General features: G+C 43.6%; 24 protein-coding genes and 2 tRNA genes. 18 read left to right on the plus strand and 8 right to left on the minus strand.

Going from position 1 to position 25,711, the window contains the following annotated elements; genetic code table 11:
• Positions 1–42: 42 nt before the first annotated feature.
• The 5 genes from J7I42_RS05790 to J7I42_RS05810 all read right to left on the minus strand — a co-directional run bounded on the left by J7I42_RS05790 (position 43) and on the right by J7I42_RS05810 (position 6,410).
• Positions 43–318: a hypothetical protein gene (locus J7I42_RS05790; RefSeq protein ID WP_209137825.1), complete on the minus strand. Its 276-nt coding sequence runs from the start codon at positions 316–318 to the stop codon at positions 43–45.
• A gap of 27 nt (positions 319–345) precedes the next feature.
• Positions 346–2,289 (minus strand): M1 family metallopeptidase, encoded by a 1,944-nt coding sequence (locus J7I42_RS05795; RefSeq protein ID WP_209137826.1) that lies wholly within the window; start codon positions 2,287–2,289, stop codon positions 346–348.
• A gap of 101 nt (positions 2,290–2,390) precedes the next feature.
• The gene (locus J7I42_RS05800; protein ID WP_209137827.1) at positions 2,391–4,634 is read right to left on the minus strand and encodes a penicillin-binding protein 1A; all 2,244 of its coding nucleotides are present in this window, start codon (positions 4,632–4,634) and stop codon (positions 2,391–2,393) included.
• 296 nt (positions 4,635–4,930) lie between these two features.
• Positions 4,931–5,935, minus strand: a complete 1,005-nt coding sequence (locus tag J7I42_RS05805) for an EamA family transporter (RefSeq protein ID WP_209137828.1) — start codon at positions 5,933–5,935, stop codon at positions 4,931–4,933.
• A 4-nt stretch (positions 5,936–5,939) separates the two neighbouring features.
• Complete coding sequence (locus J7I42_RS05810) at positions 5,940–6,410, minus strand: Lrp/AsnC family transcriptional regulator (RefSeq protein WP_209137829.1); 471 nt, start codon at positions 6,408–6,410, stop codon at positions 5,940–5,942.
• Between the two features lie 483 nt (positions 6,411–6,893).
• Between J7I42_RS05810 and J7I42_RS05815 the strand changes: the two genes are divergently transcribed.
• The 4 genes from J7I42_RS05815 (at position 6,894) to J7I42_RS05830 (ending at position 8,715) form a co-directional block, all read left to right on the plus strand.
• Entirely contained in the window at positions 6,894–7,046 is a 153-nt protein-coding gene (locus tag J7I42_RS05815; RefSeq protein WP_209137830.1) for a hypothetical protein, read from the plus strand.
• 191 nt (positions 7,047–7,237) lie between these two features.
• A complete protein-coding gene (locus J7I42_RS05820) occupies positions 7,238–7,507 on the plus strand; it encodes a hypothetical protein (protein ID WP_209137831.1) in 270 nt (89 codons plus the stop codon).
• A gap of 245 nt (positions 7,508–7,752) precedes the next feature.
• Positions 7,753–8,250 (plus strand): hypothetical protein, encoded by a 498-nt coding sequence (locus J7I42_RS05825; RefSeq protein ID WP_209137832.1) that lies wholly within the window; start codon positions 7,753–7,755, stop codon positions 8,248–8,250.
• Positions 8,251–8,346: 96 nt separating this feature from the next.
• Positions 8,347–8,715, plus strand: a complete 369-nt coding sequence (locus J7I42_RS05830; protein ID WP_209137833.1) for a DUF3127 domain-containing protein — start codon at positions 8,347–8,349, stop codon at positions 8,713–8,715.
• Positions 8,716–8,796: 81 nt separating this feature from the next.
• Here the strand turns inward: J7I42_RS05830 and J7I42_RS05835 are convergent, their stop codons facing one another.
• Together J7I42_RS05835 and J7I42_RS05840 are read right to left on the minus strand one after the other, a co-directional pair.
• Positions 8,797–9,957 carry a VWA domain-containing protein gene (locus J7I42_RS05835; RefSeq protein ID WP_209137834.1) on the minus strand — a complete coding sequence of 387 codons (1,161 nt, stop codon included), beginning with the start codon at positions 9,955–9,957 and terminating at the stop codon, positions 8,797–8,799.
• 150 nt (positions 9,958–10,107) lie between these two features.
• Positions 10,108–10,506, minus strand: a complete 399-nt coding sequence (locus tag J7I42_RS05840; RefSeq protein ID WP_209137835.1) for an Hsp20/alpha crystallin family protein — start codon at positions 10,504–10,506, stop codon at positions 10,108–10,110.
• 40 nt (positions 10,507–10,546) lie between these two features.
• On the opposite strand from J7I42_RS05840, the gene J7I42_RS05845 reads away from it, so the two are divergent.
• Positions 10,547–11,053, plus strand: coding sequence for a hypothetical protein (locus J7I42_RS05845; protein WP_209137836.1), 507 nt, complete (start codon positions 10,547–10,549; stop codon positions 11,051–11,053).
• Positions 11,054–11,113: 60 nt separating this feature from the next.
• Entirely contained in the window at positions 11,114–11,338 is a 225-nt protein-coding gene (locus tag J7I42_RS05850; RefSeq protein ID WP_209137837.1) for a CDGSH iron-sulfur domain-containing protein, read from the plus strand.
• A 19-nt stretch (positions 11,339–11,357) separates the two neighbouring features.
• Here the strand turns inward: J7I42_RS05850 and J7I42_RS05855 are convergent, their stop codons facing one another.
• A complete protein-coding gene (locus J7I42_RS05855) occupies positions 11,358–11,864 on the minus strand; it encodes an asparaginase domain-containing protein (RefSeq protein ID WP_209137838.1) in 507 nt (168 codons plus the stop codon).
• A 347-nt stretch (positions 11,865–12,211) separates the two neighbouring features.
• Here J7I42_RS05855 and J7I42_RS05860 point away from each other — a divergent pair, with 347 nt between their 5' ends.
• The 12 genes from J7I42_RS05860 to J7I42_RS05915 all read left to right on the plus strand — a co-directional run bounded on the left by J7I42_RS05860 (position 12,212) and on the right by J7I42_RS05915 (position 25,706).
• Positions 12,212–12,985 carry a hypothetical protein gene (locus J7I42_RS05860; protein WP_209137839.1) on the plus strand — a complete coding sequence of 258 codons (774 nt, stop codon included), beginning with the start codon at positions 12,212–12,214 and terminating at the stop codon, positions 12,983–12,985.
• Positions 12,986–13,094: 109 nt separating this feature from the next.
• Positions 13,095–13,784, plus strand: coding sequence for a response regulator transcription factor (locus J7I42_RS05865; protein WP_209137840.1), 690 nt, complete (start codon positions 13,095–13,097; stop codon positions 13,782–13,784).
• Between the two features lie 5 nt (positions 13,785–13,789).
• Positions 13,790–15,163 (plus strand): HAMP domain-containing sensor histidine kinase, encoded by a 1,374-nt coding sequence (locus J7I42_RS05870; RefSeq protein ID WP_209137841.1) that lies wholly within the window; start codon positions 13,790–13,792, stop codon positions 15,161–15,163.
• Between the two features lie 119 nt (positions 15,164–15,282).
• Entirely contained in the window at positions 15,283–15,792 is a 510-nt protein-coding gene (locus J7I42_RS05875; RefSeq protein ID WP_209137842.1) for a universal stress protein, read from the plus strand.
• A gap of 40 nt (positions 15,793–15,832) precedes the next feature.
• Positions 15,833–16,744: a bestrophin family protein gene (locus J7I42_RS05880; protein WP_209137843.1), complete on the plus strand. Its 912-nt coding sequence runs from the start codon at positions 15,833–15,835 to the stop codon at positions 16,742–16,744.
• Between the two features lie 163 nt (positions 16,745–16,907).
• Positions 16,908–17,483 carry an RNA polymerase sigma-70 factor gene (locus tag J7I42_RS05885; protein ID WP_209137844.1) on the plus strand — a complete coding sequence of 192 codons (576 nt, stop codon included), beginning with the start codon at positions 16,908–16,910 and terminating at the stop codon, positions 17,481–17,483.
• A 79-nt stretch (positions 17,484–17,562) separates the two neighbouring features.
• Complete coding sequence (locus tag J7I42_RS05890; RefSeq protein ID WP_209137845.1) at positions 17,563–18,681, plus strand: FecR family protein; 1,119 nt, start codon at positions 17,563–17,565, stop codon at positions 18,679–18,681.
• Positions 18,682–18,852: 171 nt separating this feature from the next.
• Positions 18,853–22,179 carry a SusC/RagA family TonB-linked outer membrane protein gene (locus tag J7I42_RS05895; RefSeq protein ID WP_209137846.1) on the plus strand — a complete coding sequence of 1,109 codons (3,327 nt, stop codon included), beginning with the start codon at positions 18,853–18,855 and terminating at the stop codon, positions 22,177–22,179.
• Positions 22,180–22,209: 30 nt separating this feature from the next.
• Positions 22,210–23,673, plus strand: a complete 1,464-nt coding sequence (locus J7I42_RS05900; RefSeq protein WP_209137847.1) for a RagB/SusD family nutrient uptake outer membrane protein — start codon at positions 22,210–22,212, stop codon at positions 23,671–23,673.
• 148 nt (positions 23,674–23,821) lie between these two features.
• Complete coding sequence (locus J7I42_RS05905) at positions 23,822–25,330, plus strand: RICIN domain-containing protein (protein WP_209137848.1); 1,509 nt, start codon at positions 23,822–23,824, stop codon at positions 25,328–25,330.
• Between the two features lie 217 nt (positions 25,331–25,547).
• Positions 25,548–25,620, plus strand: a tRNA-Leu gene (locus J7I42_RS05910).
• A gap of 11 nt (positions 25,621–25,631) precedes the next feature.
• Positions 25,632–25,706, plus strand: a tRNA-Leu gene (locus tag J7I42_RS05915).
• Positions 25,707–25,711 lie beyond the last annotated feature (5 nt).

Below are 25,711 nucleotides of genomic sequence, written 5' to 3' on the forward strand. Positions count from 1 at the left end.
AAATCTCTCCATCCCGACACCTCAAAATCAGCAATTCAAATGCTACACTTCTTCTGAGTTTTCTATTTCTGGCAAATGTGCTACATCTCTAAGAATAGCCCGTTCGTCTTCAATAGACAATTCGCCACCACCCCGTAAGGAGCGGTAATAAGCCTGACCCGCAGCAATGGCGGCTTCCCTGTCGTTCCCGCCCAGGGCCGCTTCATACTTATCTTTCAGGAGCTTTAGTGCATCAGTCTTATTCAGATAACCCACTGAAATAAAAATGATGATCAAAAACCCAAAGGCAAGGAACAGTATCTTTTCTGTCAGGGTCATGCTTCATGATGTTTATACAAAGGTAATTTATTGAGCTTTCCACACATTGTTTTGGCGGTTGGCATCGGGTAATAGCTGGTCAGGATCAATGGTAACATTGGTTAAGGTAGTTGTAACTGGTACCAAAAGTGTATAAGTTGTGTGCTGGAACCAGGTTTCAACCGGCAATTGCAGGCGTTGGGTGGTACTATTGCTGAATGTTAGTTGTATAGCTACCGGCATAACCATTTTATTAAGGTTGGCTATAGTGATCCTGGCCGTATTACCGGATACGGTTACCTGTTGTATGGCCTGGTCGAGTGACCAGTTGTTGCAAAACCATTCGCGCCAAAACCAGGTAAGGTCTTCACCGCTTTCATTATCCATAGCATGGAAGAAGTCTTCGGGCGAAGGGTGTTTGAATGCCCAGTTGTGAACATACCGTTTAAAGGCATAGTCAAAACGGTCTTTTCCCAGAATGTATTCCCGCAACAGGTATAAACCAAAAGCGGGTTTAAAATAAGAGATGGGGTGGCGATAGGTTTCCGGAATGGCATCGGCAGCCATCATCATAGAAGGTGCTTTGGGATCATTTAAATAAGGCAATATTTCATCGGCGGGGTTACCACCACCGGGTGCATATTCACTGTCGCGTTTGGGCGCATATTCCCCCTTGTTAAAAGCGTCTGAAGCATACAGGTCAATAAATGTATTAAAGCCTTCATCCATCCACGCATGGCTGCGTTCGTTAGAACCAACGATCATTGGGAACCAGTTGTGGCCTATTTCATGGGCAGTAACCCAGTATAATTCTTTCCCTTTATCATTGATTCCATCGAATAAAATGCCGGGGTATTCCATGCCACCTGCAATACCGGCTTCATTAATTGCAGTAGGGTAAGGATACTCAAACCAGGTCTCAGAAAAATGCTCAATAGATGCTTTCAAATATTCTGTTGAACGGCCCCAGGCGTCATTACCATCGCTTTCAACCGGGAATACGGACATGGCCATGCATTTTTTACCACTGGGTAAATTAACCCGGGCCGCATCCCAAATAAAAGCAGCAGAAGCGCCAAAAGCCACATCGCGGGTATTGTTCATCTTAAAACGCCAGGTCAGGTTGCCCTTTTGTACCGGCCGGCTGTGCGGGTCGGTAATTTCTGCGGCAGACCTGATGATAACCGTTTTGTCGCTGTTGCGGGCCGCCGTCAACCGTTCTATTTGTTTTTGCGTAAGTACTTCTGTGGGATTTTGTAATTCACCGGCACCTGCTACGATCATATTCCAGGGCACAGTTACACTATAATCGAAATTGCCATATTCGCAATAAAATTCGCCGCTGCCTAAAAAGGGCTGGGTGTTCCAACCAATGAGGTCATCATATACGCACATGCGCGGATACCATTGAGCGATTTCATAAATGGTGCCGTTCTTTGTTTTTACATAATCTGTACGGCCGCCAAACGCACCCGGAATAGTGTAATGGTATTTTATACGAATGGTGATGGTACCGCTTTTTGCCGGCAGGGCTTTGCCCAACCTTACCTGCATGCGCGTATCGGTTATGATATAATTAGCACGGGTGATCTTTTCGTTCTGCTGAATTTGAACGTCATCTATTGAATAGCCTGTTGTAAACTCCTGCGGTTGCTGATCAGTTAAATAGTTACTGCGCGCACCCTTTTGATAGGTGTTTTGATCGAGCTGCAACCATAATGATGATAGTGGATCGGGGCTGTTATTGGTGTAATGGATAACAGCATAACCGGTCAACAGTTGTTTTGCAGTATCGATAGTAGCCTGCAAGGTATAATCAGCCCGGTTTTGCCAGTATGCCAAACCGGGTGCGCCATTAGCCGATCGGATGCTGCTGCTTTTATTGGCATAAAACCCCGGCGCAAATGTTTCTGCCGGATCATACAGCGATTGGGATTGTGCAAAATCTGAGATAGATAAAACAAGCGTGAATGACAATAATAAATGGCGCATGCAGGAGTAATTGTTTTTCTGATGTAACGATCAGCAATATAAAAGAAAAAGGGCCGACTAAAAACTTTTAGTCGGCCCTTAATAACTTAATATTTTAAACTTTAATATCCACTATTCGTAGAGCTGTCTACCGGGACTGCCCCATTATCTTCTCCACTGCCAACCGAAGGTCTTTTAGACCAGTCTTGAAGTGTGTCTGCCACCATCCCCTGCGGTTTTACAAAAAGGTGTTTGGCATCCAGCCCGGTGCTTTTGTCTTTTAAACAGTTTGCATAAAAATATGCCCATACCGGCAAGGCCAGTGAAGCGCCCTGACCAACAGAAGTACTGCTGAACCGGATAAAGCGATCGTCGCAACCCGTCCAAACGCCGCACAATAATTGCGGGGTATAACCCATAAACCAGGCATCACTGTTATCGTTGGTTGTACCGGTTTTACCAGCCACGTTAGCAATGTTGATGCCATAGCTGGCAGTTCGTACCCCGGTACCGTGATTGATAACGCCCTGCATCATAGTAATAACATTATAGGCGGTTGATGCACTGATCACCTCTTTACGTTCTGAAGTATATACCTGTAAAGGATTGCCATTTTTATCTTCAATACGGGTGATGTACATGGGTTTAACGGAGAAGCCGCCGGCGGGGAACATACTATAGGCTTGCAGCATTTCATATAATGAAATTTCACCGCTACCCAGGCAAATAGCGGGTACGGGGTCAATATCAGTTGTTACACCACAGGTTTTTAAGAATTTAACAAACCGCACGGCAGCATCATTGCCTTTGTTACCCATATTCTTCATTATATAGGCTGTAGCGCAGTTACGTGATTGAGCCAGCGCTTCGGCCATTGGCATAGTTTGGTTTGAGCAGGAAGCATTAGTAGCGGGCACAGGACCAAAACCTTCAAAATTTTGCTGTACATCTTCCACTGGTGTGGCGGGGGTAAAACCACCATCATTAATGGCCAGTCCATACAGCAACGGTTTAATGGTACTACCTACCTGCCGTTTGGTACCAATATTGGCATGGTCGAATTTGAATGTTTTAAAATCAACGCCTCCAACCCAGGCTTTTATGGCGCCGGTTTGTGGGTCCATGGCCATAAAGCCGGCCTGTAACATTTGACGGCAATATTTGATACTGTCGTATGGCGACATCAGGGTATCAATTTCCCGCTTATCGTTCCACGCAAAAACCGTCATTTTGGTTTTTTCCTTGAAGCTTTTGCGGATCTCATCTTCGCTTTTGCCATCCTTCTTCATGTTCTTCCAGCGATCGCTTTGTTTCATGGCATTTTCGAGGATATTCTCATGTTCTTTCCATACTGCGCCGTTTTTGATATTCTTTTGCCCATTCAGTATTTTTTGCATGTTGGGCATGTGGCGGGCTACTGCCTGCTCTGCATACATCTGTAATACAGGGTTGATGGTAGTATAGATCCTCAATCCATCTTTATAGATATTATATGGCTTGCCAGTAGCGGGGTTTTCATGCTCTTTACACCATTTTTTTAATTCTTCGCCCAATACTGCTCGGAAGTAAGGCGCAAGACCTGTATTCTCATTCAGTTTTCTATAATTCAGTTTTATTGGTTCCTTACCCAAAGCAGTTGCCTGGGGTTCAGTAATAAAACCACTTCTAACCATTTGATGTAATACCACATTTCTTCTGTCTTTGGCTCTTTCGGGAAATCTGCGTGGGTTATACAGCTGGTTCCCCTTTAACATACCTACCAATACGGCAGCCTCAGAAGTGCTCAGTTCTGAAGGTTCTTTCTGAAAAAAGGTACTGGAGGCATTTCTGATCCCATATACGTTGTCGCTAAAAGCAACAGTATTTAAATAAAGGGTGATGATCTCTTCTTTTGAAAAATTACGTTCCAGCCTTACAGCAATAATGGCTTCTTTTATTTTCTGAATAAGCCGCGCCGGAAGGCTGCTGGTAGCCCAATCATCGGTAAACAGGTTTTTGGCTGTTTGCATGGTAATGGTGCTGGCGCCGCCACTGGTCCCAAAAGACGAAAGGGAGCGCATTAGCGAACGGCCGTCGATGCCGTTGTGGGAATAAAAGCGTTCGTCTTCAGTTGCAACCAGGGCATTTATTACCTGAGGGCTGATGTCTTTAAACTCTACATCAATACGGTCTTCAATTAGGTATTTACCCATCAGGCTGCCATCTTCGGCATACACCTGGCTGGCGATGAGCGCCGTTGGGTTCGATAATTCTGTAATGGATGGCATTTTGCCCAATAAACCAATACTGGCAGAAACAATTAGCAGTACTCCGCAGGTAATACCGATAAAAAAAAGCCACCAGAAGATTTTTATTCCCTTTTTCATAGATCAGAGATTATAGGTACAATACTGGATGAATGTTAAAAAAGCTAATATTTGGAACAGCGATAAAAATAGGCATAAGCCCTATTATTTTCAACGGTAGGGAGCAAAAGTTCTTAGTTTTTTGTTCTAAGTTTTTGGAGGGGGCGGGCACAAGGTACAATAAACCATTATTAACAGAAAGCTAGAGCCCGGAATTAACACAAATCTTAAAATATCAGGGCAGGGCGGCGGAAAAAATAAAACCGGCCATCACTGGCCGGCTTATTTAACCTAAAAACCCAATTACTTATTCAATATTAAATTGCTGCCTTTTGCCTGGGCGTAATTACAATGTTGTCGTTTATGGACGAGGATGCCGAATCATTGGCAATCGACTTTTTTTCGTTGCGATATTTTGCGAGGTTTATCAACAGCACACTCAACAGGATCACTGCCAGTCCGGTTATTTGCAGGGCCGTCATATGTTCACCAGCAAAAAGGACCCCTAACAGAACGGCTACTACTGGGTTTACATAAGCATAGGTGCTTACCTGTGTGGCCGGCCGAACCTGCAGCAACCATACATAAGCGCTGAAACCTGCCAGTGAACCCATTGTTATGAGGTAGAACAGCGACAACCAGGATCCGGTTGTTACTGAGGCCACCTGAAAACTGCTCCATTCATTATTAATAAAACTACCAGGTACAAAAGCAACACCGGCGGCCAGCATTTGCCAGGCCGTGTTCACTGTTGCCGAAGTAGATTTTGAATTGTATTTGGAATATAAGGAACCACCGGCCCAGCTCATGGCGCCAATGATCAATACGATCAATCCTATTACCTGGTAACCATTGCCCGCACCCAATGCTTTGGATGTTTGTTCGCTGAACAGCAGAATTACACCAATGAATCCAACGATCAATCCTGCTATAGTGGGGCGACTGGTAAGGTTATCTTTCCATTTGGGTTTATCCAATACCACAAACCAGATGGGTGCCGATGAAACCAGTACGGCTACCAGCGAACTGGCCAGAGATTGTTCGGCCCAGATAACAGCGCCGTTCCCAACAAACAACATCAGCAAACCACTCACCAACGCTGGTTTAATATGATCCCAGTTAAATAATTTTTCACCCTTAATAGCACACCAGCCAAGTAATAAGCTACCAGCAATTAAAAAACGGATAGCGCCTAATATAAATGGCGGAATATGCTCAACAGCGCGTTGTATAAAAAAATACGTTGAGCCCCACACCAGGTACACCGTTGCAAAGGCAATTACGACCATTAAAGGAGAGGCGCTTTTTTTTACATCACTCATACAGTTAAATTTTAGGAATCACCAATTGTTGTTGTTCTTTCACGGTTTCCAGAACGATGGTTGTTTTCGTGCTTGCGATGTTAGGGATCTTTTGCAGCTGACTACGCATTAACTGCATCAGTGTTGATGAGTCGGTTGTGCGTATTTTTATAAGATAACAATCTTCACCGGCAATGTGATGCACTTCCTGCACTTCAGGGATAGCCGCTAATGCCTGGGCGGTGCTACTGCTGCATGTAAAACCTTCAGACGAGCGGATAAATATGAACGCCAGTAATTTTTGTTGTATCGAGGCCGGATTGATCTGGGTAGAATAACCCTGGATCACTTTTTTCTGTTCCAGCTTTTTTACCCGTTCCAGTACTGCCGAAGGCGCCATATTTAATTCGCGGGCCAGGTCGGCATTTGAGATGCGGGCATTGGCCTGCATGCGCTCCAGGATTTGCAGATCAGTATTGTCTAAAACAACATCCATTCCGATGAATTTTCTGTAAAATTAGGATATTTCTGAATAATATTCTGACAACAAGAATATTTTAAGAAATTTATTGTAAATTTGTAGTGTGTTACCGAATATTTGTCGGCTACGGGTTGTTATTGTTTGAATTACAAATGATTATAGAATAACGGGTGTTAGTAAGTATAGTACAGGTTAAGATCAACCCGCTGAAGTATTCGGTTTTGAAGTTTTAAGTGTCAGTAACGGGTTTGGCCATGAAAAAAGTAAAAGTCATCTGTTGCAGGGTGGCTTTTTTTATAGTTACCGGTTAGCAGGGGCCAATTACAGGGAAAAATGGTGTAATCAGGAGATGAATTGCGATTATAAAAGTTTCCCAAATTATGCCTGCCGGGCAAGGAGGTATACGTTTGTAATGAGTTATTCGTTATATTGAACCCTTGTTTTAGCCTCATTCTATTTTGACAGGCTTTTGTAACTTTACCCATTAAATAAGAATATATGTCACTGTTTAATACTGGCAAGAATAAAGACAAGAAGAAAGGCAACATTGCAACGGGCAATAAAGCTCCTATTCCAACTAAAGGAAAAAGTAATACGAAAGGTGCCGCCAAATCAACCCGGGTAGCCGGACGTGCACAGCGTGGTTCATAATAGAATTGTTTCCACAAATTGTTGTTTTATTTACTCAATCGTTGTGCATTTAAATGCATAACTGCTTATAGTAGAATCTCCTCTCTATATGTGAAGAATTACAGTTCAGGGAACTGGCGCAGTAGGGCTTTTCCGGCATAGTTGTTGAAAAACTACTGTATTCATATAATTTTAAAAGGGAGGTTTCTTTTATGAGTACCAGAAAGAATACAACGAGAACAGAGGAGTTTGAACTGGTGGTTAATAATACTCCAATTTTTGTTAAAGCCACCGCATTTCAAACCTACACTATGGAAACGCAATACCGGGTAAGTGTGAATGGAAGTCCTGTTTATATTTTTGGATGGCACCCGGCATTACAACGAATAACCGCCATCGACAGAGGTTCTGCCGTGAGTAATATACCACCCAATGTTGCTGAAGCAATTGGCGACCAGTTAACTCACCGAATGGCAGCCTAATCATACATTTTTTTGTAAATCTTATAAATGAAGCATCGATTGCAAATCGGTGCTTTTTTTATTGTAAGAATTAATTAACTTTCCGCGTAATATATAAAGCCAGTATATAACGGTATGGGTTATTGTACAATACCCATTCAGTAAAGCTACCAGGCTTATTCGAAAAATTAAACCCTTCGCCCCAAAACGGTTGTTATTTCATAATAATAAAATACGATTATGCTTGCATAATTGAAGTTTATTGTATGCAGTCCTATATTAACCACCTGCTTGCGGATATTGCCGAAGCCTGCCGGGAACAACCATCTGAAGCCTATTCTGCTGCTGCCGGAGAAAATGATCTGGAAGCCATAGAACGATATTTTGAAGAGGTAGAACGTTGGTTGGAGAATGAACCGGAATATGATTTTAGTTATTACAGTGGATTACAAATAGAACAGTTTCCACCGCCGGAACAATTAACCAGTGAACAAATGGAAGCTGTAAGCCTTGCATTTGAGAAATTGTTATTTACCTGGAACATTGGTGTGGAAATGCCAGAGCAATTACCTGTTTCCAGGAAATACACCCTGCTGATCAGTGTTCTTGAAAAAAAAGTGGCTATTGTGGAAAATGGTTTTGAAACCATTGAATTCTGCAGCTATGACCCGCCATCCTGTCCGTTTGATGAATGGTGTACCTGTAAAGAGTTGGGCCTTAAAGATCAATATGATGACGACCTGGAGGATGTTGACCCCCGATAAGATTTCTTTTTAGGGCTGTTAAAAAATTGTGAGATCAATTTTCCCGAAATGTGAACGGTAAACATACCTTTGACGAGGTAAAAGAAACTACTAACTATGGATATCAGCGGAAAAATTATTCAGTTCTTACAGGTTCAGTCTGGCCAGGGAAAAAACGGTACCTGGAAAAAGCAGGAATTTATTCTTGAAACAGGCGACAACTATCCTAAAAAAGTATGCATCGCTGTTTGGGGCGATAAAATTGATATGGGCAGTTTCAAAACCGGCGACCTTGTGGATGTTTCTTTTGATGTGGAAAGCAGAGAATACAACGGTCGTTGGTACACAGATGTGAAAGCCTGGAAAATGGTTCCCAAAAATGGTGGCGGAGGTGCTGGTGCGCCAGCGGCCAATAATGCTAACTTCAATACCATGCCTGGCAGTTTTGAAGCATCAGCAGCTGGTGATGATGATCTCCCATTCTAAGCAAAAAGCTTTTTAAAAGATTAGCGGCGAACGTTCCATAAACGCTCGCCGCTTTTTTATATATAGGACCGTCTCAGGCTGTTATTGAATAACCAGGTTGTACTTCTTTGCCTGTTGTCTGATTATTTTTTCAATCTCCGTTTCCAGGGTTTGCTCACTGCCTCTATTGGCACGGCGGGCTTTTTCCTGATTAATGTAAGTTTCTCTTTTTACCGATACTGCTGAGATCTCTTTTTGTATGGCAGTGCGTTGGGTACTTTTCGTGGTTACTATTTGCTTTAACTCGCTGCGGCTTTTATTTTTTAAATTATCGGGGAGGGTGTTCATGTCTACTTTGTCTAAAACAGTAGCATCATCCTGGCTGGCATCAACCAGGTCCCATGTTGAATTATTATACAATTGTTTCTTTCCTTTTACCGATACCCGTTGCGCCGCCGCCGCTTTATTCATGCTGTAATTCATTTTATCCACCTCATCCTGTTTCGACATGGCTGCCTGTCCCGCTCTTCCATAACCAATATAAGTACCGTTTAATTGAATATTCAGTTGAAACAAAACGGTGTCATATGGAGTGGGGATATCTATTACCTGGGCATTTTGATTGATGTTGGTAAAGCTGCCGGAACCGCATTCGCTGCCCAGGTTCCAGTGTTCGCGAATGCCCTGGTTTCTGTCGCCACAATAAATGGTATTAATGGTCACGCCTTTTTTCTTGGCTTCAGCACAGGCTTGCGTGTAAGAAATATCGCCCTGTAAGAAATCTTCATTACCGGCAATAAAAATCACTTTATAATTATCAGGATTGGCATCCCATTCCAGACTGGTCAATGAAGTGTAAATAACATGACCGCAATATTCATCGCCTCCATTGGTAGAGAGCCTGAAAAGGTTGCGGGACACTTCATCCAGATCGCGGGTGAAATAATTGATCTGTTTTACATAACCAGCACTGGCGCCATTGGTAGGCCGGCCATATTCATACAATGCAATTTCAACAGAAGGTGCTACATCGTTACAGGTGGCCTTGCCCAAAACACTTACCATATTCCAAAGCTGGGCTTTGGCCTGGCCAATAAGGCCATCCATACTATTGCTGACATCCAGCAACACGGCAATCTGGACTTTCTTTTGGCGATTAGGACCAGGCGTATTTTGTGAAACAGGTGGTTTCTTTGAATATATAAGGGTGGTTGCGCCCATTATAAGCAGAAAGCTGGTAAGTAGTTTATACAGGGTGTTCATACAATTTTGTTTGTAATAGGATGCATCCCTGATTTTGATTACATAAATGTTATACCTAATAAGAACCCGCTTTTAGAGTATTTTAACAAATGGCAACAAAAAAGGTGACGGGTATTTACCGTCACCTTGTATTTACCTGTTCTTTAAAACTCAGCTAATGGGAATTTCCTGTTTTTGAATGTTTTCTTCTTCAATCAGCGGCAAACTGACCTGTAGTACGCCATCAACATATTTGGCGGTAATACGGGTAGTGTCCATGCTTTCATTCAGTAAAAAAGTTCTCACAAAGCCACCGCGGCTGTATTCCCGTTGAACCCATTCAAAGCGGGGAAAATCAGTGGGTGGGGTGTAAGAAATAGTGAGCTCCTTGCCGCTGACGTCGATAGAAAAATGCTCTTTGATCCGACCCGGCGCAAACACCAGCATTTCATAACTGGTTGTTGTTTTGTACACATTAACGGCTGCCCGTTGCATACTCCGGTAAGACAGGTGCCGGTGACTGCCTCCGTACTGTTCGCCTTTTGCGGCGCATGACTTGTTGTAGTGCATGTTGTTTCCTTTTAAAATAAAAAAATACCTATTTCTATGAATGACGGCTGGGCAAGCCGGATATTGTATTTTAGCGGCTGTGACAGAAACAGAAAAAATAGCTTTCAAAAACAAGCTGAAGCAGGCTGCCCAGCAGCTTATTGAGCAACGGATTGCCGCTGCTAAAACCTTGATCGATAATGCTCAGGAAGCGGCTAACAGCGAAGAAAAGAGTTCAGTGGGGGATAAGTATGAAACGGCGCGGGCGATGGGCCAGCTGGAAACAGAAATGCACGCCAAGCAGCTGGCGCAGCAAATAAGAGAACTGGCGTTGTTGCACGAAGTAAAAGCTGATATTGTTTACCACGTGGCTACCATGGGCGCCTGCATTGAATGTGCGGCCGGGACCTTTTTTATTGCAGCGGGACTGGGAAAACAAACAATAGCTGGTAAACTGATCATATACCTTTCGCCACAGGCGCCCCTGGCAAAATTGGTACAGAATAAAAAAAAGGGCGAATCATTTGTTTTTAATGGAAAAGAAACAGTGATTGAAGCCATTTATTAAGGATGCGTTCCGCTATTATTTGGAGCGCTTTCCTGTATCTTGCGCCCCTAATTTATTAAAATGGCAACAACAAAGATTACAGTTAACAGCAATGGCTCATTACGCGTAGAAGGTGATTTTGAAATTGTAGATAAAAATGGCAATGTATACGATTTGGGTGGTCGTGAGGTAATTTCAATTTGCCGTTGTGGAATGTCGAACAACAAACCATTTTGTGATGGTTCGCATAAAGGCCACTTTGAACATGAAGCCGTAGCCTTTAGTCTTCCTCCCAAGAAACCATAAAGCTGAGAAATCAGCTTTTTTATTTTGCGCTCGCAGATACCGGTAACTCTTCAAAAATACCCGTCTGTCTGTTTTTCCGCACATTGTCCCAATTGAAATAACGGCCATTCATAGCTACATAAACACCCGGAGGCAGTGATTGTACAAAAGCAAGTGCACTACCCAGGTTGAACAATCCATCGGAGCTACCAAATTTTATGGGGATCATGGCGCCGGTCAATACAATAGTTTTGCCGGTAACCCTCTTGGCCAGTACCCGGGCGGTTTCTGCCATGGTATCAGTACCATGTGTAATAACTATTCTTTCTTCTTCACATTGCTGGCATTCCACTGCTATCAGGTTGCGGTGGTCGGGTGTCATTTCAAGGCTATCGATCATCATGAGCGTTTTGATATACACCTTCAGTCGACTTCTTCCCTCTGTAAGCAGTTCATCCATATGGGTATCCTTAAAATACAACTCACCATTCAGCTCGTTATATTCCTTATCAAAAGTGCCGCCCGTAGTGAAAATTCGAATAGCCATATGCAATATTTGTAAATACAAAGTTACTGTTAAATGCAAGGATAGTCCCTTCTTAAACAAGCATTAATACAAAAATTGAATATGTAAATGATCGTGGAAGATTCGTTAAAAATCATTCACCATACAAGTAAAACTGGTTGATATTATTTAACGATATGCCTGTTTTGATGTTGATAAGTTCTCCCATTTATACAGTTCATGTTGTCTATTCTACATTTCAAACTACTCCTGGAAGCGGGCAGGCTGTTCCCGTGCTAATATTGTGTCCTGCTTTACCGCAGCCACGTATAGCCAACGCATGAACCGGTGAAGCAAAACCATAATTCAAACAACCTACAATTACAGTTATGAAAAAGATTTTTCTGTTAGCTGGTGTACTGGCCATGCTGGTAATAACATCATGTAAGAAAGACAAAGACTCCAACAACAATGATGGGAATAACAATGGTGGAGGAAGTTCAAAGCAGTTAAAGAAATTAACAAAGACAGAGAACGGTATTACTACTGTGTATAACCTGAGTTACGATGGGAACAAATTCACTTCATTCGCCAGTACCGATAACCTGGAATCAACCGCGGTTACACTTGATGGTTCTGGCAATATTGTAAAAATGGAAGTGCGGGACCATAACGATTACAGCACCTATACATATGCATATAGCAATGGTGTTCCGGTTACTGGCATGGTTAAGGTAATACATAAAACTGCCGGTGAACCCGATGAAACAACCCAGGATGATGTTATTTCCTATACTGTGGAAAACAACCGGGTAACCGGCATTAAACAAACCATGAAGCTGTACGACATTGAACAAACGTATAAACTTACCTACAACAGCAATGGTAATCTGGAAAAAGTAACAGCAGAAGGCGATGAGGAATTTTCTGTAGCGTTTACTTATGGCTCCAAAAAGCCAGGCTATCCAACCGTATCAAAATGGGTGCTTGACCTGGGGTACACCCTGCAGTTCTATGCGAAAAACGAAGTATTGACCGCTTTTTATGATTTTCCCGGAACGCAGCTCGATAACACCATTACTACTAAGTATACATATGATGGAAACGGATTTCCTTTAACCTCCGACGATGGAGAAACACAATTGAAATACGAGTACCAGTAACTCAGCATTTAGTAACTAAGTATAAGCCGACAAACAAAAAGCACTCCCCTTCCACTATTGGAGGGGGATTTGTTTTTTAGTGGTTATTTTTGCTTAAACACATTCAGCAATGAAGATCCTTTTAGTGGAAGACGAGGCAGCACTGGCCAGTATGCTGAACAAGGGGCTGAAAGAGGCAGGGTACGAGGTTACAGTAGCCCCCGATGGCCTTATTGGTCATGAAATGGCTATAAAAAACCAGTTCGATGTAATGATCCTGGATATAATGCTGCCGGGCCTGAATGGTATTCAATTATGTAAACAGCTACGCCGCCAACAAATAGATACGCCCATCCTGATGCTGACAGCACTCGGCACCACGGAAAATATTGTGGCCGGACTGGATAGCGGCGCCGATGATTACCTGGTTAAACCCTTTCATTTTGCCGAACTGGAAGCCCGCCTTAGGACCCTGGCCCGGCGCAAATCGGCGGGAAATAACAATCAACCCGAAGTGTTGCAAATAGGTGGCCTTACCCTGAATACCAGCACACGGGCAGCCAGTTTGAATGGAGAACCAATTACCCTTACCGCCACGGAATACCGTCTGCTTGAATTCATGATGCATAACCGCGGCCGCGTGTTGAGCCGCATGGAACTGTTGGAAAATGTATGGGGAATTGATTTCAACATGAGCACCAATGTGGTGGATGTATATGTGAATTACCTTCGAAAAAAGGTGGATACAAACCCCACCCAGAAACTCATTCATACCATGATTGGGATGGGCTACATCCTGAAAGAAGACAAAAAAAGCTAATACCATTGAAGATCCAGACACAAACCGCGTTATTATTTACCGTGCTAACAGCATTACTGATCCTGTTCATCAGTTTTACTACCTATTACCTGGTAACCCGGTTTGCGTCGAACGATTTTTTGAAACGCCTTGAATTACGTGTAAGGGTGGCTGCCAAACTTCGTTTTGAACAGAACAAAGTATCCACCGCCACTTATCAGGAGTTACGCCGGCAATACCTGGAAATACTTCCCAAAGAGCAGGAATACCTGCTTACGTGGGATTCTCTTACCAACGTTATTCATCCCCAGGTAGCAACGAACCTGCCCCAATCATATTACCGCGAAATAATAGCCGGGGAAGGAAAAACGGTGTTTATTGAAAAGGACAAAGTACACTATGCAGGTATATTGTACCGGGATGAGGCGAAGAATTATCTTGTCATAAAATCGGCCGTCAATGAATACGGGAACCGATTGTTAAGTACGTTGTTCCGCATAAAGGTCATCATATTTATTGTAGGCGTGGTATTGGTATTCACCGCGGGTATATTCTTTAGCCGAAAAACCTTTCAACCATTACGACAGCTCATCAGCAAGGTACAGGACATCAGTGCGCATAATCTGCACCTTCGTCTGGAACCCAAGAAAGGTAAGGATGAAATGACGGAATTGGCGCATACCTTCAATACGATGCTGGATCGGCTGCAAACCGCTTTTGAAACCCAGAATAATTTTGTAAGCAATGCCTCCCATGAACTGCGCACACCGCTTACTACCATTATGGGGGAAGCCGATATTGCCCTTAAAAAAGCCCGCACCAACGAAGAGTACCGCCAAAGCCTGCAGGTAATATTAAACGAAGCAGTGAAGTTGGACCATTTAACCAGCAGCCTGTTGGCCCTGGCACAAAGTGGTTTCGATGGTAAGAAGCAACGCCGCAGCCTGGTTAGAATTGATGAATTGTTGTGGGAGGTAAAACATGCGGTTGATGAACTGCATCCCACCAATAAAGTGCAGTTGTATTTTGGCGAACTGCCACCTGACGATCAACAATTAACCCTGGAAGGAAATTATCATTTATTAAAGCTGGCGTTGACCAATATTGTAATGAATGCCTGCAAATACAGCAACGACCGGCCGGTGCAATTGTCGCTGCAGGTGGAAAAACAAAAGATCAGGATCGGCATTGTTGACGAGGGTATTGGTATTCCGGCCCCAGAGCTTAAATATGTGTTTGAACCGTTTTACCGCGCCTCCAATACGGATAGATTTGAAGGGCATGGAGTAGGATTACCCCTGGCACGAAATATTATCCGCCTGCACAATGGTGAATTGTTGATAAGATCAGAAGAAGGGAGAGGTACCGCTGTAGAGATCATTTTAAATGGCCAACATTAATTTTCTAATCCCATTCTTATTTCTTTTTTAATACATTCTTAAATGCCTCTTAAGGGCTTCTAATACCATTATACCAGCTTTGCTACTGTAAACATCCTTATTAATTTAATGATTACAGTATGCGCAATGTATTAATACCCACCGATTTTTCTACAGCTTCTTTCGACCTGGTTGAAAAAGCCATACAAACAATGGGCGAGCAGGTAGTGAATATAACTTTGTTCCACGCTTTTCAAATCCCATTTTTTGTGAGCGACCTCATCAGGAATCAGCGGCAGCCCTACCACGACTTATTAACAGATGGATTTAGAAATAACTGCAAACAAATAAAACAACTGTTCCCTAAACAGGTGAACAGTATTGTATTTCGCCATTTATATGGAAATACACCCGCCGTATTCCGCCATTTTGTTGATGCCAATGATATTGACCTTATCGTTTATCCCGAGCAATATGAATTTATTCCCGTGCACTCCGATAGTGTGAACCCCGACAGTATGTTCAAAAAAAGCCGGGTCCCTTTATTACGTCAGTTCAAAACAAAACGCCGGGTAGTGACCATTCCGGAAATAAAAGCAGTGGAAGAAGAAGCCGTAGCACTGTTGAAGCTGTTGAATGCACAAAGTTAAGTGCTGTGGTGATCATTTCAGAACGTTAAACAATACCTCGATGCTACTAAAAAAGAATATTCCCATTGGCTATGTGTTTGGAAAAGTAAAGTATGAACTGTTGATAATATTACTGTATAGTTTAACCATTGCAGTGATCCATCAGTTTTTTCTGGAGGTGCCTATAAGTATTCCATTGTCGATACCCACCATATTGGGAACAGTGATCTCATTACTGTTAGGGTTCAGGAGTAACCAGGCCTATGATCGTTGGTGGGAAGCGCGACAGGTGTGGGGTGCCATTGTGAACGACTCGCGTACACTGGCCAGACAGGTGATCAATTTTACCGAGAGCCAGTATGAAGAAGATGAAGTAACGCAATTGCGGCAACGAATGGTTCGCCGGCAAATTGGCTGGTGTTATGCCTTGGGGCAAAGCTTGCGCCGGTTAAACCCTGTTGGTGGTCTTGAAAAATACGTCAGCCGCCGGGAGCTGGAAAGCCTGGCCCGTTTTAACAACGTGCCCGTGGGTATGCTAGATCAGCAGGCACGTGATTTAAAACGCGCACTGGAAGAAGGCTATATAAACAGGTATCAGCAAATGGAGCTGGACCGAACCCTTACCCGCTTATGCGATGCTATGGGTAAATGTGAACGCATCAAGAATACGGTATTCCCAAGTACTTACAGTTTATATATTCATTTCTCCCTGTTATTGTTTATAAGTATGCTGCCATTTGGCGTAATAGAACACTTTGGGTTTTTGGAAGTACCATTAGTAGTATTCATCAGCGCTTGTTTCTTGCTGATAGAAAAAATGGCCATTCATTTACAGGACCCATTTGAGAACAAACCAACCGATACGCCCATGACTGCGATCGCCAATACTATTGAAAAAGATCTGCGGCAACTGTTGCACGATCAGGATGAACCAGAAGAAAAACGCCAGGGGGCTTTCTATTATATAATGTAGGGTTAACGTTGAACAGTTTCAGGTTATGGAGCACAGTCAGGCAAGGCTTCCCAACATATAGGGAGGCCTTGTTTTATTTTTATGTATTTGTATATCATGACATAACATTACCATTTGGTTAAGATAAAAGGGAGAATTGCAATTTCTTTTATATTTGTCCCACATGCGCGCTTATCAAAGTTTTACCGACCAAACTTTGCTCACGCTGCTAAAGCAGGGTGATAAGGACGCGTACACGGTAATTTATGACCGCTATAAGGTTCTATTGTATAACCACGCATACAAAAAGCTGGGCGATCCCGAAGAAGTAAAAGATGTGCTGCAGGAACTGTTCACTAACCTGTGGAATAAGCGCACCGATATACCTGTTGCCATGAATTTATCGGGCTATCTGTATGCAGGCATCAGGAACCGGGTGCTGAATTTGCTTTCTCATAAAGAAGTAGAAAATAAATACCTCACTTCTATTCAACGGTTTACACAGGAAGAAGATTACAGCACTGACCTCGCTATCAGGGAAAAGGAACTGGCTGACCTTATACAAAAAGAAATTGACCAGCTGCCACCTAAAATGCGGGAAGTATTCCTGTTAAGTAGAAAAGAAAATCTCTCCCATCAGGAGATCGCCGGTCAGCTCTCTATCTCAGAACAAACGGTTGCGAAACAGGTAACCAATGCACTTCGCATCCTGCGCGTACGCCTCGGTTCCTTATTTTTCCTCCTTCTTATGTTGCGTTAAAATTATTTTTTCCCATCGCCTACCTGTTGGCCTGTTACTCACCTGTCTTAGCATATAGAAATAACTCATTAAACCATATATGCATCCAAAAGACATTCAGGAATTATTAAAGAAATACAGAGAAGGCACCTGCACGGAAGCAGAAAAGGCATTGCTGGAACGCTGGTACCAGACTTATGAAGCAGGTGACTTTCCCGAAATACCACCTCACATTCGGGATGAACACCTTAATGAGGTATGGCAATCATTGCCCGTACATGAAAATAAGGTCCGTCGGATGCCCTGGTTGCAACTGGCAGCCGCAGCGGTATTGTTGATAACGTTCGCCACTGTACTTTATTTATATATAAACAAGCCTGTAGCCCATTCTGCCGGTACCCAGCCCGTAACGGACAATACCATTATGCCTGGCAGCAATAAAGCCATTCTTACTTTGAACGATGGCCGCAGGATCAGTCTTACCGATGCCGCTAATGGTCACATTGCAGACCAGGCAGGAATTACCGTTACCAAAAAGGCCGACGGACAGTTATTTTATACTATTTCTGAAAGTGGTGCCAATGAGACCATCACGTTCAATACTATTGAAACCCCGCGAGGTGGTCAGTATCAGGTGGCTTTGCCCGATGGTACAAAGGTTTGGCTGAATGCTGCTACATCATTGCGCTTTCCTACCAAATTTTCTGCCACCGAACGCATCGTTTACCTGGATGGGGAAGCCTATTTTGAAGTGGCGCATAATAAGAACAGTCCATTCAAAGTAGCGGTAAACGGACAACAGGTAGAGGTGTTGGGTACTCATTTCAACATAATGGCCTATAAAGATGAGAACACCATCAGAACTACCCTGTTGGAAGGATCTGTAAAACTCACCGCACCGGTAGGTTCCCTATTGTTAGAACCAGGTCAGCAAGGCTATATCGCTAAATCGGCATTTACACATGAGCTGGTAGATGTAACCATTGTTACAGCCTGGAAAAATGGCTTATTCAAATTCAATGGTATTGATCTGCGCACATTGATGCGGCAGATCAGCCGCTGGTATGATATAGAGGTTGTATATGAACCCGGGGTAAAAGATGATGTAGTATTCGGGTCCATTAGCCGAACGGCAGACCTCACCAAACTGTTGCATATACTGGAGCTGGGCGGAGTCCATTTCAAACAGAACGGCCGCAAGCTGATAGTTATGCAATAACTGTTATTGACCAGACATAATATTAACAACCAAAACAAGGGAGGATTGCATGATAACATGATTACATGCCATAAATAAAAACCGGAAGTGCTCCAACACTCCCGGCAATTAGGCAATCAGAAAATAAAGCGTTAACCAAATTATCTCTCATCACCTAAACTTCGCAAAAGTATGTATTTAAGCTATGGAATGAAAATACCCTTTCAACAAAGGTTTGGAAGCGTAAAATTCCTGCTGCTATTAGCTGGTTTGCTGGCAACGGCCGGCGCCTATGCCCAGGAGATCAGTTTTTCAGAAAAGAACGCCCCTTTGAATAAGGTGTTCAATATCATAAAACAACAAAGCGGCTTTGATTTCTTTTATAAAGGAAATGCCATCAATAATATCAGAGTTACTGCCACGGTAAGTAAGGCCTCTATTGATCAGGTGTTGTCGCTTATTTTAAAAGATCAGCCATATACCTATGTGGTTACCGATAAAACGGTTATCATCAGGCAAAAGCAGCCAGACAATAAGCCAGAAAAAGAGGTTACTGCACCTGCGGTGGCTGACAGCACAATTAAGGGAAAGGTAACAGACAAAAAGGGCGATCCGTTAACAGCTGTAACGGTAAGGGTAAGAGGTTCTCTCACAGCTACCACTACCGCAGCGGATGGTACCTTCAGTATAGGTGTGCCCAATGGGAGCGGCGTGCTGGAATTTTCCTACATCGGTTTTGTTACACAAGCCATACCTGTTACTAACCAGGCAACCCTCAATGTGCAACTGGCGACTGAAGACAAGTCGATGAACGAAGTGGTGATCGTTGGTTATGGCGAGGTGGCCAAAAAGGACCTTACCGGTTCCGTATCAACCATAAAATCAGAGGCGCTTGAAAATGTACCCATTGTAACCATTGACCAAATGCTGCAGGGCAAAGCACCGGGTTTGCAGGTAAGCAGCATCAGCGGCCAGCCTGGCGATGGTACCACCATTCGCATCAGAGGTGGCAATTCACTCAGCGCCAGTAATGAACCGCTGTATGTAGTAGATGGAATTATTGCCGGCGACGATTTCAATCCCAACCTCCTGAACCCGGAAGACGTATTGAGCATCGACATCCTGAAAGATGCATCCTCTACAGCCATCTACGGTGCACGCGGATCAAATGGGGTAATACTCATCACCACCAAAAGAGGTAAAAGCGGTAAAGACAGGATCTCCCTGAATGCCTATACCGGTTACCAGGAATTGCCCAGGTTTATAGAAATGATGAATGGGCGTGAGTATGCCCAATTGGTGAATGACCAGTTGATCTCGCAGGGGAAAGCCATTTTCTATACCAATTTAGATACGGTAGCCAATACCGATTGGCAAAAAGAGATCACCAAAAAGGCCCGTCAATCTAATTTGTCGGCGCAAATTTCCGGTGGCGATCAAAAGTCTACATACCTTCTCTCGGCGAACATCAGCGATCAGGAAGGGATCATCATGAACTCCGGTTATAAAAGATACCAGTTCCGCAGCAACGTTACGCGTACTATTAACCGAATGCTGGAAGTAAGCTCAACCCTGAATGTGGCCAGTTCGCGTACCGACAATAACCCCGTATCATTGGGTGGATTGGATTATTATTCTTCAGCCTTAGGCGTAGCGCCCAGCATGCCCGTTTACAAGCCAGATGGCACCTTTTTTTTGAAAAGAGAGTATAGTTCAGGAAACCTCAACCACCCGCTTGCGCAGGCTACTTATATAACCAACCCTATTAAAAGGAATAATGTGTTGGGTAATATTACCCTCAACTTCAAACCTGTTGCTGGTCTTACCATAAAATCTTCATTTGGCAGTCAGTTAGATTTTATCAAAAACAATCGGTATGAATCCGGGCAAATGCCTGTTGCTAAAGCCAATAATAACGGTGGGGTAGCTAGGGTCTCTTCCAGTCAGGAAATAATGTATTTATTGGAGAATACGGTGTCTTACAATAAACAAAAGGGCGAACACAGCCTGAATGCGCTGGCAGGTATGACCTATCAGCACGGTTATAAAGAGGCAGTGAATGCCAGTGGATCTAAATATCCAACGGATGGCATGAGTTACAACAACCTGAGTGCTACCGATCAAACTACTTATGCCATTGGGTCTGATTATACCGAATATTCCATTGTATCGTACCTGGGTCGTATGAATTATGGTTTTAAAAGCAAGTACCTGGTTACTGTTACAGGCCGTGTAGACGGTTCATCCCGTTTTGCAGTTAATAACAAATATGCCTTCTTTCCGGCAGTAGCCTTTGCCTGGCGGGCCATTGAAGAGCCCTGGCTCAGGAATATAACTGTTCTTTCCAATTTAAAAGTAAGGGCCAGTTATGGTAAAGTAGGTAATCAGGCCATTCCTTCATACGGGTCGTTGCCTACGCTGAATACGTCGCGTTACATTCTCGGTACCAACAATAATAATACGCTTGGTTATATTCAGGGCAATTATGAAAATCCCAATCTGAAATGGGAAACTACTTCACAATACGATCTGGGTATTGAGATTGGCTTATTCAAGAACCGGTTGAATTTTGAAATAGACATCTATTCAAAACGTACCGATAACCTGCTTAACAACCAACAGTTACCAGAACAAACAGGTTATTCAAGCCTGCTGACCAATATTGGGGCCGTTAGCAACAAAGGGATTGAGTTGTTGGTAAATTCAGTGAACATTAAGAACAAACGGTTTTCGTGGAGTTCTTCTTTCAACATTGCTGCCAACAAGAACAAAGTGGTTGACCTGGGTGGGGTTGATTATATTCTTACCAAGAATATCAGCTATGCCGGTAACGTAAGCCGGTTAACACTGGGCGGTCCTGTAGGAACATTTTGGGGCGCTACCTATTATGGCACCCGCAAAACCCTCGATCCGGTAAAAGGGGCGGTGGGTGTGAGTGCCACGCCAAAATTGGGCGAGGCGCTGTATGTTGATAGCAAAGAAGACGGCGTATTAAGCGTGGATGATTATGGGGTGATCGGGAATTCGAACCCGGATTTCTTTGGCGGTTTTTCCAACTCATTTACCTATGGCCGATTCAGTTTCGATTTTTATATGTCATTTTCCTGTGGCAATCAGATCATGAACATTGCCGATGCATTTTATAATTCAGGCGATCTGTTGTCGAACCAATATAAGACAATGGTAAATCGATGGTCGCCGGATAATCCTACGTCTGAAATACCCCGTTTCTCAAGGGATGGTTACATTCCAAACACGCGATGGGTGTACGACGGTTCTTACATGCGGATGAAATCATTGACGTTGGGCTACAACCTGCCAGGCCGGGTGCTTAAGGCCAAATGGATCCAGAACATTAACCTGTATGTATCAGCATCGAACCTGTTTGTGATCACCAGTTATCCGTACTACGACCCTGAAAGCAATGCATACGGTAAAGATGCCACAGTACGTGGCTTTGATGCTACCAACTATCCGCAAAACCGCGCCTATGTGGGCGGTGTGAAGATCGACTTATAACATTCATTAATCTATCAGCACGAAATACTGATGAAAAAGATATTCTTTATAATCCTCCTGGCCACCTTGTTTACAGCATGTGATAAACAACTGCAGGAAAGTCCACGAAACAGGATCACAACAGATAATTTTTATGCCAGCGATAATGAAGCGATCCTTGGGGTAAATGGTGTTTATTCCTGGCTGGGTACCTCCGGTGGTTTTAAAAGCAGTCTGTGGCGTGCCCTTGATGAAGGAACGGATGTTATCAGGGTGCGCAAAAGACCCACCGATCCTGAACCAAATTATACCATGTCCTCATTCAGTCCTGGTTATACTTTGGCCATCTGGACCAACCTGTATAAAGGCATTAGCAATGCCAATCTGGTAATAGATAAAGTAAATAAAGCTGCTGGTGTTAGTGATGCTACCAAAAGCAGGGTGGTGGCCGAATCAAAATTTTTACGGTCGCTATACTATTATTACCTCACCGGTTTATTTGGAAATGCTGTTTATTATGATGAAACTAATTATGGACTGGCAGAAACGATGGTGCTTCCACGCATTGGCGCCGATGAAATTCGAAGTAAAATGGTGGAAAGCCTTAAAGAGGCGGAACAATACCTGCCGGCTAAATATACTGGCGCCGATATAGGCCGTGCCACCAAGGGCGCTGCGCAAACCCTGCTGGTAAAAACATACATGTGGCTTAAGCAGTGGGATAATGCTCAAAAGAAAGCCCAGGAAATAATTAATTCAAAGACCTATACCCTGCAGGCAAACTATGCTGATATTTTTACCGAAGCCAATGAACTGATAGGTACTGAAATAATCTTTGAAGTAGATTTTGAACCGCTCTTGAATGGTCAGGACCATCAGGCCTGGTATGAGCCTGAGAAACAGGTAGGCGTTTCTCCTTTTTCGGGTCGCAGCTGGTATGGTACGTATATACCTTATACGGCTTTTCTGAATTATATAGAGGCTAATGATAAACGTAAGGCTTCTATTATAGCCACCAGCTATAATAATCAACCTTTCAAAGTTGATCCAGTTGAGCAGATCACTGCCTGGTCGGGCCCTAAATTCTGGCGATTGGCTCAAACAGCTGATGCCGATGGTGGCCTCGATATGTATGTATTCCGCTATGCAGATGTATGGCTGATGTTGGCAGAGGCTGCCAATGAAAACAATGATCCTGCTACTGCCTTGTTGGCTGTAAATGAAATACGGAAAAGGTCATTTGGCGCAACTGGCGTATTTAGCGCTGCGCTTTCAAAAGATGATATGACCAGCTATTTATTCAAAGAGCGTGCTGTGGAATTTTATGGAGAAGGCCAGCGCCGCCTCGATCTTATCAGGTGGGGAAAATTAACCAGCGCGGTAAAAACGGCCGCTGCTACGGAAGACCCGTATGTAGCAGGGAATATTCAGCCCTTTCATAACCTGTACCCGATTGCAGCAGTTGAAATACAAAAGAACCCCAATTTGGCGCCCAACAATCCAGGCTACCAATAATTGAATACTGCAAGATACCGGGTAATCAATACCTGGTATTTCTTTGTCATGACTATTTATGGCCCCATTTAACTCTTTCGAAAGGAAGAAAGGTATCCTATTGCCATTTACTAATTGATTAATCAAATACAAAAACCAAACGCTTACTATGAAAAAAGTTAACAAACTGGGTATAACAGCCGGCTTATGTTTCGGCCTTTCCTGCAGTACCCAATCGCTGCCTGAAAAAGGAACAGACGTTACTGGATCAAAAGCCAAAACGGAAGCCCTTGCTGCCGGTGATTTCACCATAATAGTTATGCCGGATACCCAGAATTATATGTCGGGTTATTTTGGTGCTACCTATCCCATGTTCACTGCGCAAATTGATTGGATCAAAGCCAATAGAACAGCCATGAACATTGCGTATGTAATAGGAGTGGGAGACATTGTAGAACATGGCGATGATCCTGCTTATGCCAGCGAATGGACGGAAGCCGCAACCAATGGGTATTATCGGCTGGAGCCTGATGGCATACCTTATGGATTGGGGGTAGGCAACCATGAACAAACGCCGGTGAATTCCTCCATTCTTACGGCTACCACCACCAAATACAATCAGTACTTTGGCCGGAACCACTTTACTGCAAAGCCTTATTATGGCGGCAACCTGGCCGGTTCAGCCAGCAATAATAACAACAGCCATTATGATCTCTTCTCGGCTGGCGGGGTTGACTTTATAGTTATTTACCTGGAGTACGATCACCTGAACGAGCAAAGCACCTTATTAAATGACTGGGCGTATAACCTGTGTACAACTTATGCTTCGCGGAAGGCGATCATTGTAACGCATTATGCCGCGCAGGCACCCACTGGCGCATGGGGAACGCAAGGGTATCGTATTTGGAACAGGCTCAAAGGTTGTGGAAATGTATTCATGATACTCGGCGGGCATGTTACAGGCGACGCTGCGTTGCCTGATTTGCAAAAAGGCGAAGCATACAGGGAAGATACATACAATGGTCAAACCATTCGGACCTACATTAGCGATTATCAGGGACGTGCTACCACAGGCGGAGCAGGTCGTTTACGCGTCATGAAATTTTCAGTAACCAATGACGATGTAACGGTAAAAACATTTTCACCCTGGAATAATACCGGTTATGAAACAGATGTGAGCAGCCAGTTTACCAAGCCGTTGTTTGGACCAGCTCCTACTGCACAGGTGCCTGATGGCAGGTACAAGATCGTGGCCCGCCACAGCGGAAAAGTATTAACCGTGTATAATGCTTCAACTGCTGCAGGTGCTGATATTGTACAATGGGATTATACTTCTGGTACCGGTAACTTGCCTAACGATGAATGGAACCTGACACAAATTGGAACTTCCGGTTATTATAAGTTCATCAATGTACATAGTGGATTAGGAATGAACGTGCAGGGTGTTTCAACGGCAGTAGGTGGGCTGGTAAAACAATACAATTATGGGGCTGACAGTATTTATAATGATGAGTTTGCGCTTATTCCTGTGGGTGGTAGTTATTATAAGATCATTGCCCGGCATAGTGGGCTTTGTATGTATGTGGCCGGGGCCAGTCAAAGCAATGGCGCATTGATAAAGCAATGGGATTATGTAGGTGATGTACATACGCATTTTCAGTTGGTGCGCATTCAATAAGAAATAATTTGCCATTCTTGTTTTGTTATTTAGAATCTTTCATTAGCTTTGTAGCATGATTCGCACTAATTCATATTTACTGTCTTTATCGCTCAGTTGTTATAGCAACGAGCTGAAGGGCAGTTATATGCAAGCGAATAAAGTCGAGAGCTAAAATAAAACTTTATAAATGCATTAAAACCCTTCAGGTCAAGCACTTGGAGGGTTTTTTGTTTTTGGCCCCTTAGCCCAACGGGAGAGGCTGCTGTCTTAGGAACAGTACAGTGTGAGTTCGAATCTCACAGGGGCCACCGTCATGTATAACCGCATAGTCCAACAGGAAGGAGACAACAGCCTTAAACCCTGTCCAGTCCGGGTTCGAATCCCGGTGCGGTTACATAA

This window comes from Niastella soli, assembly GCF_017742245.1.
GTDB classification, from domain to species: Bacteria; Bacteroidota; Bacteroidia; order Chitinophagales; family Chitinophagaceae; genus Niastella; species Niastella soli.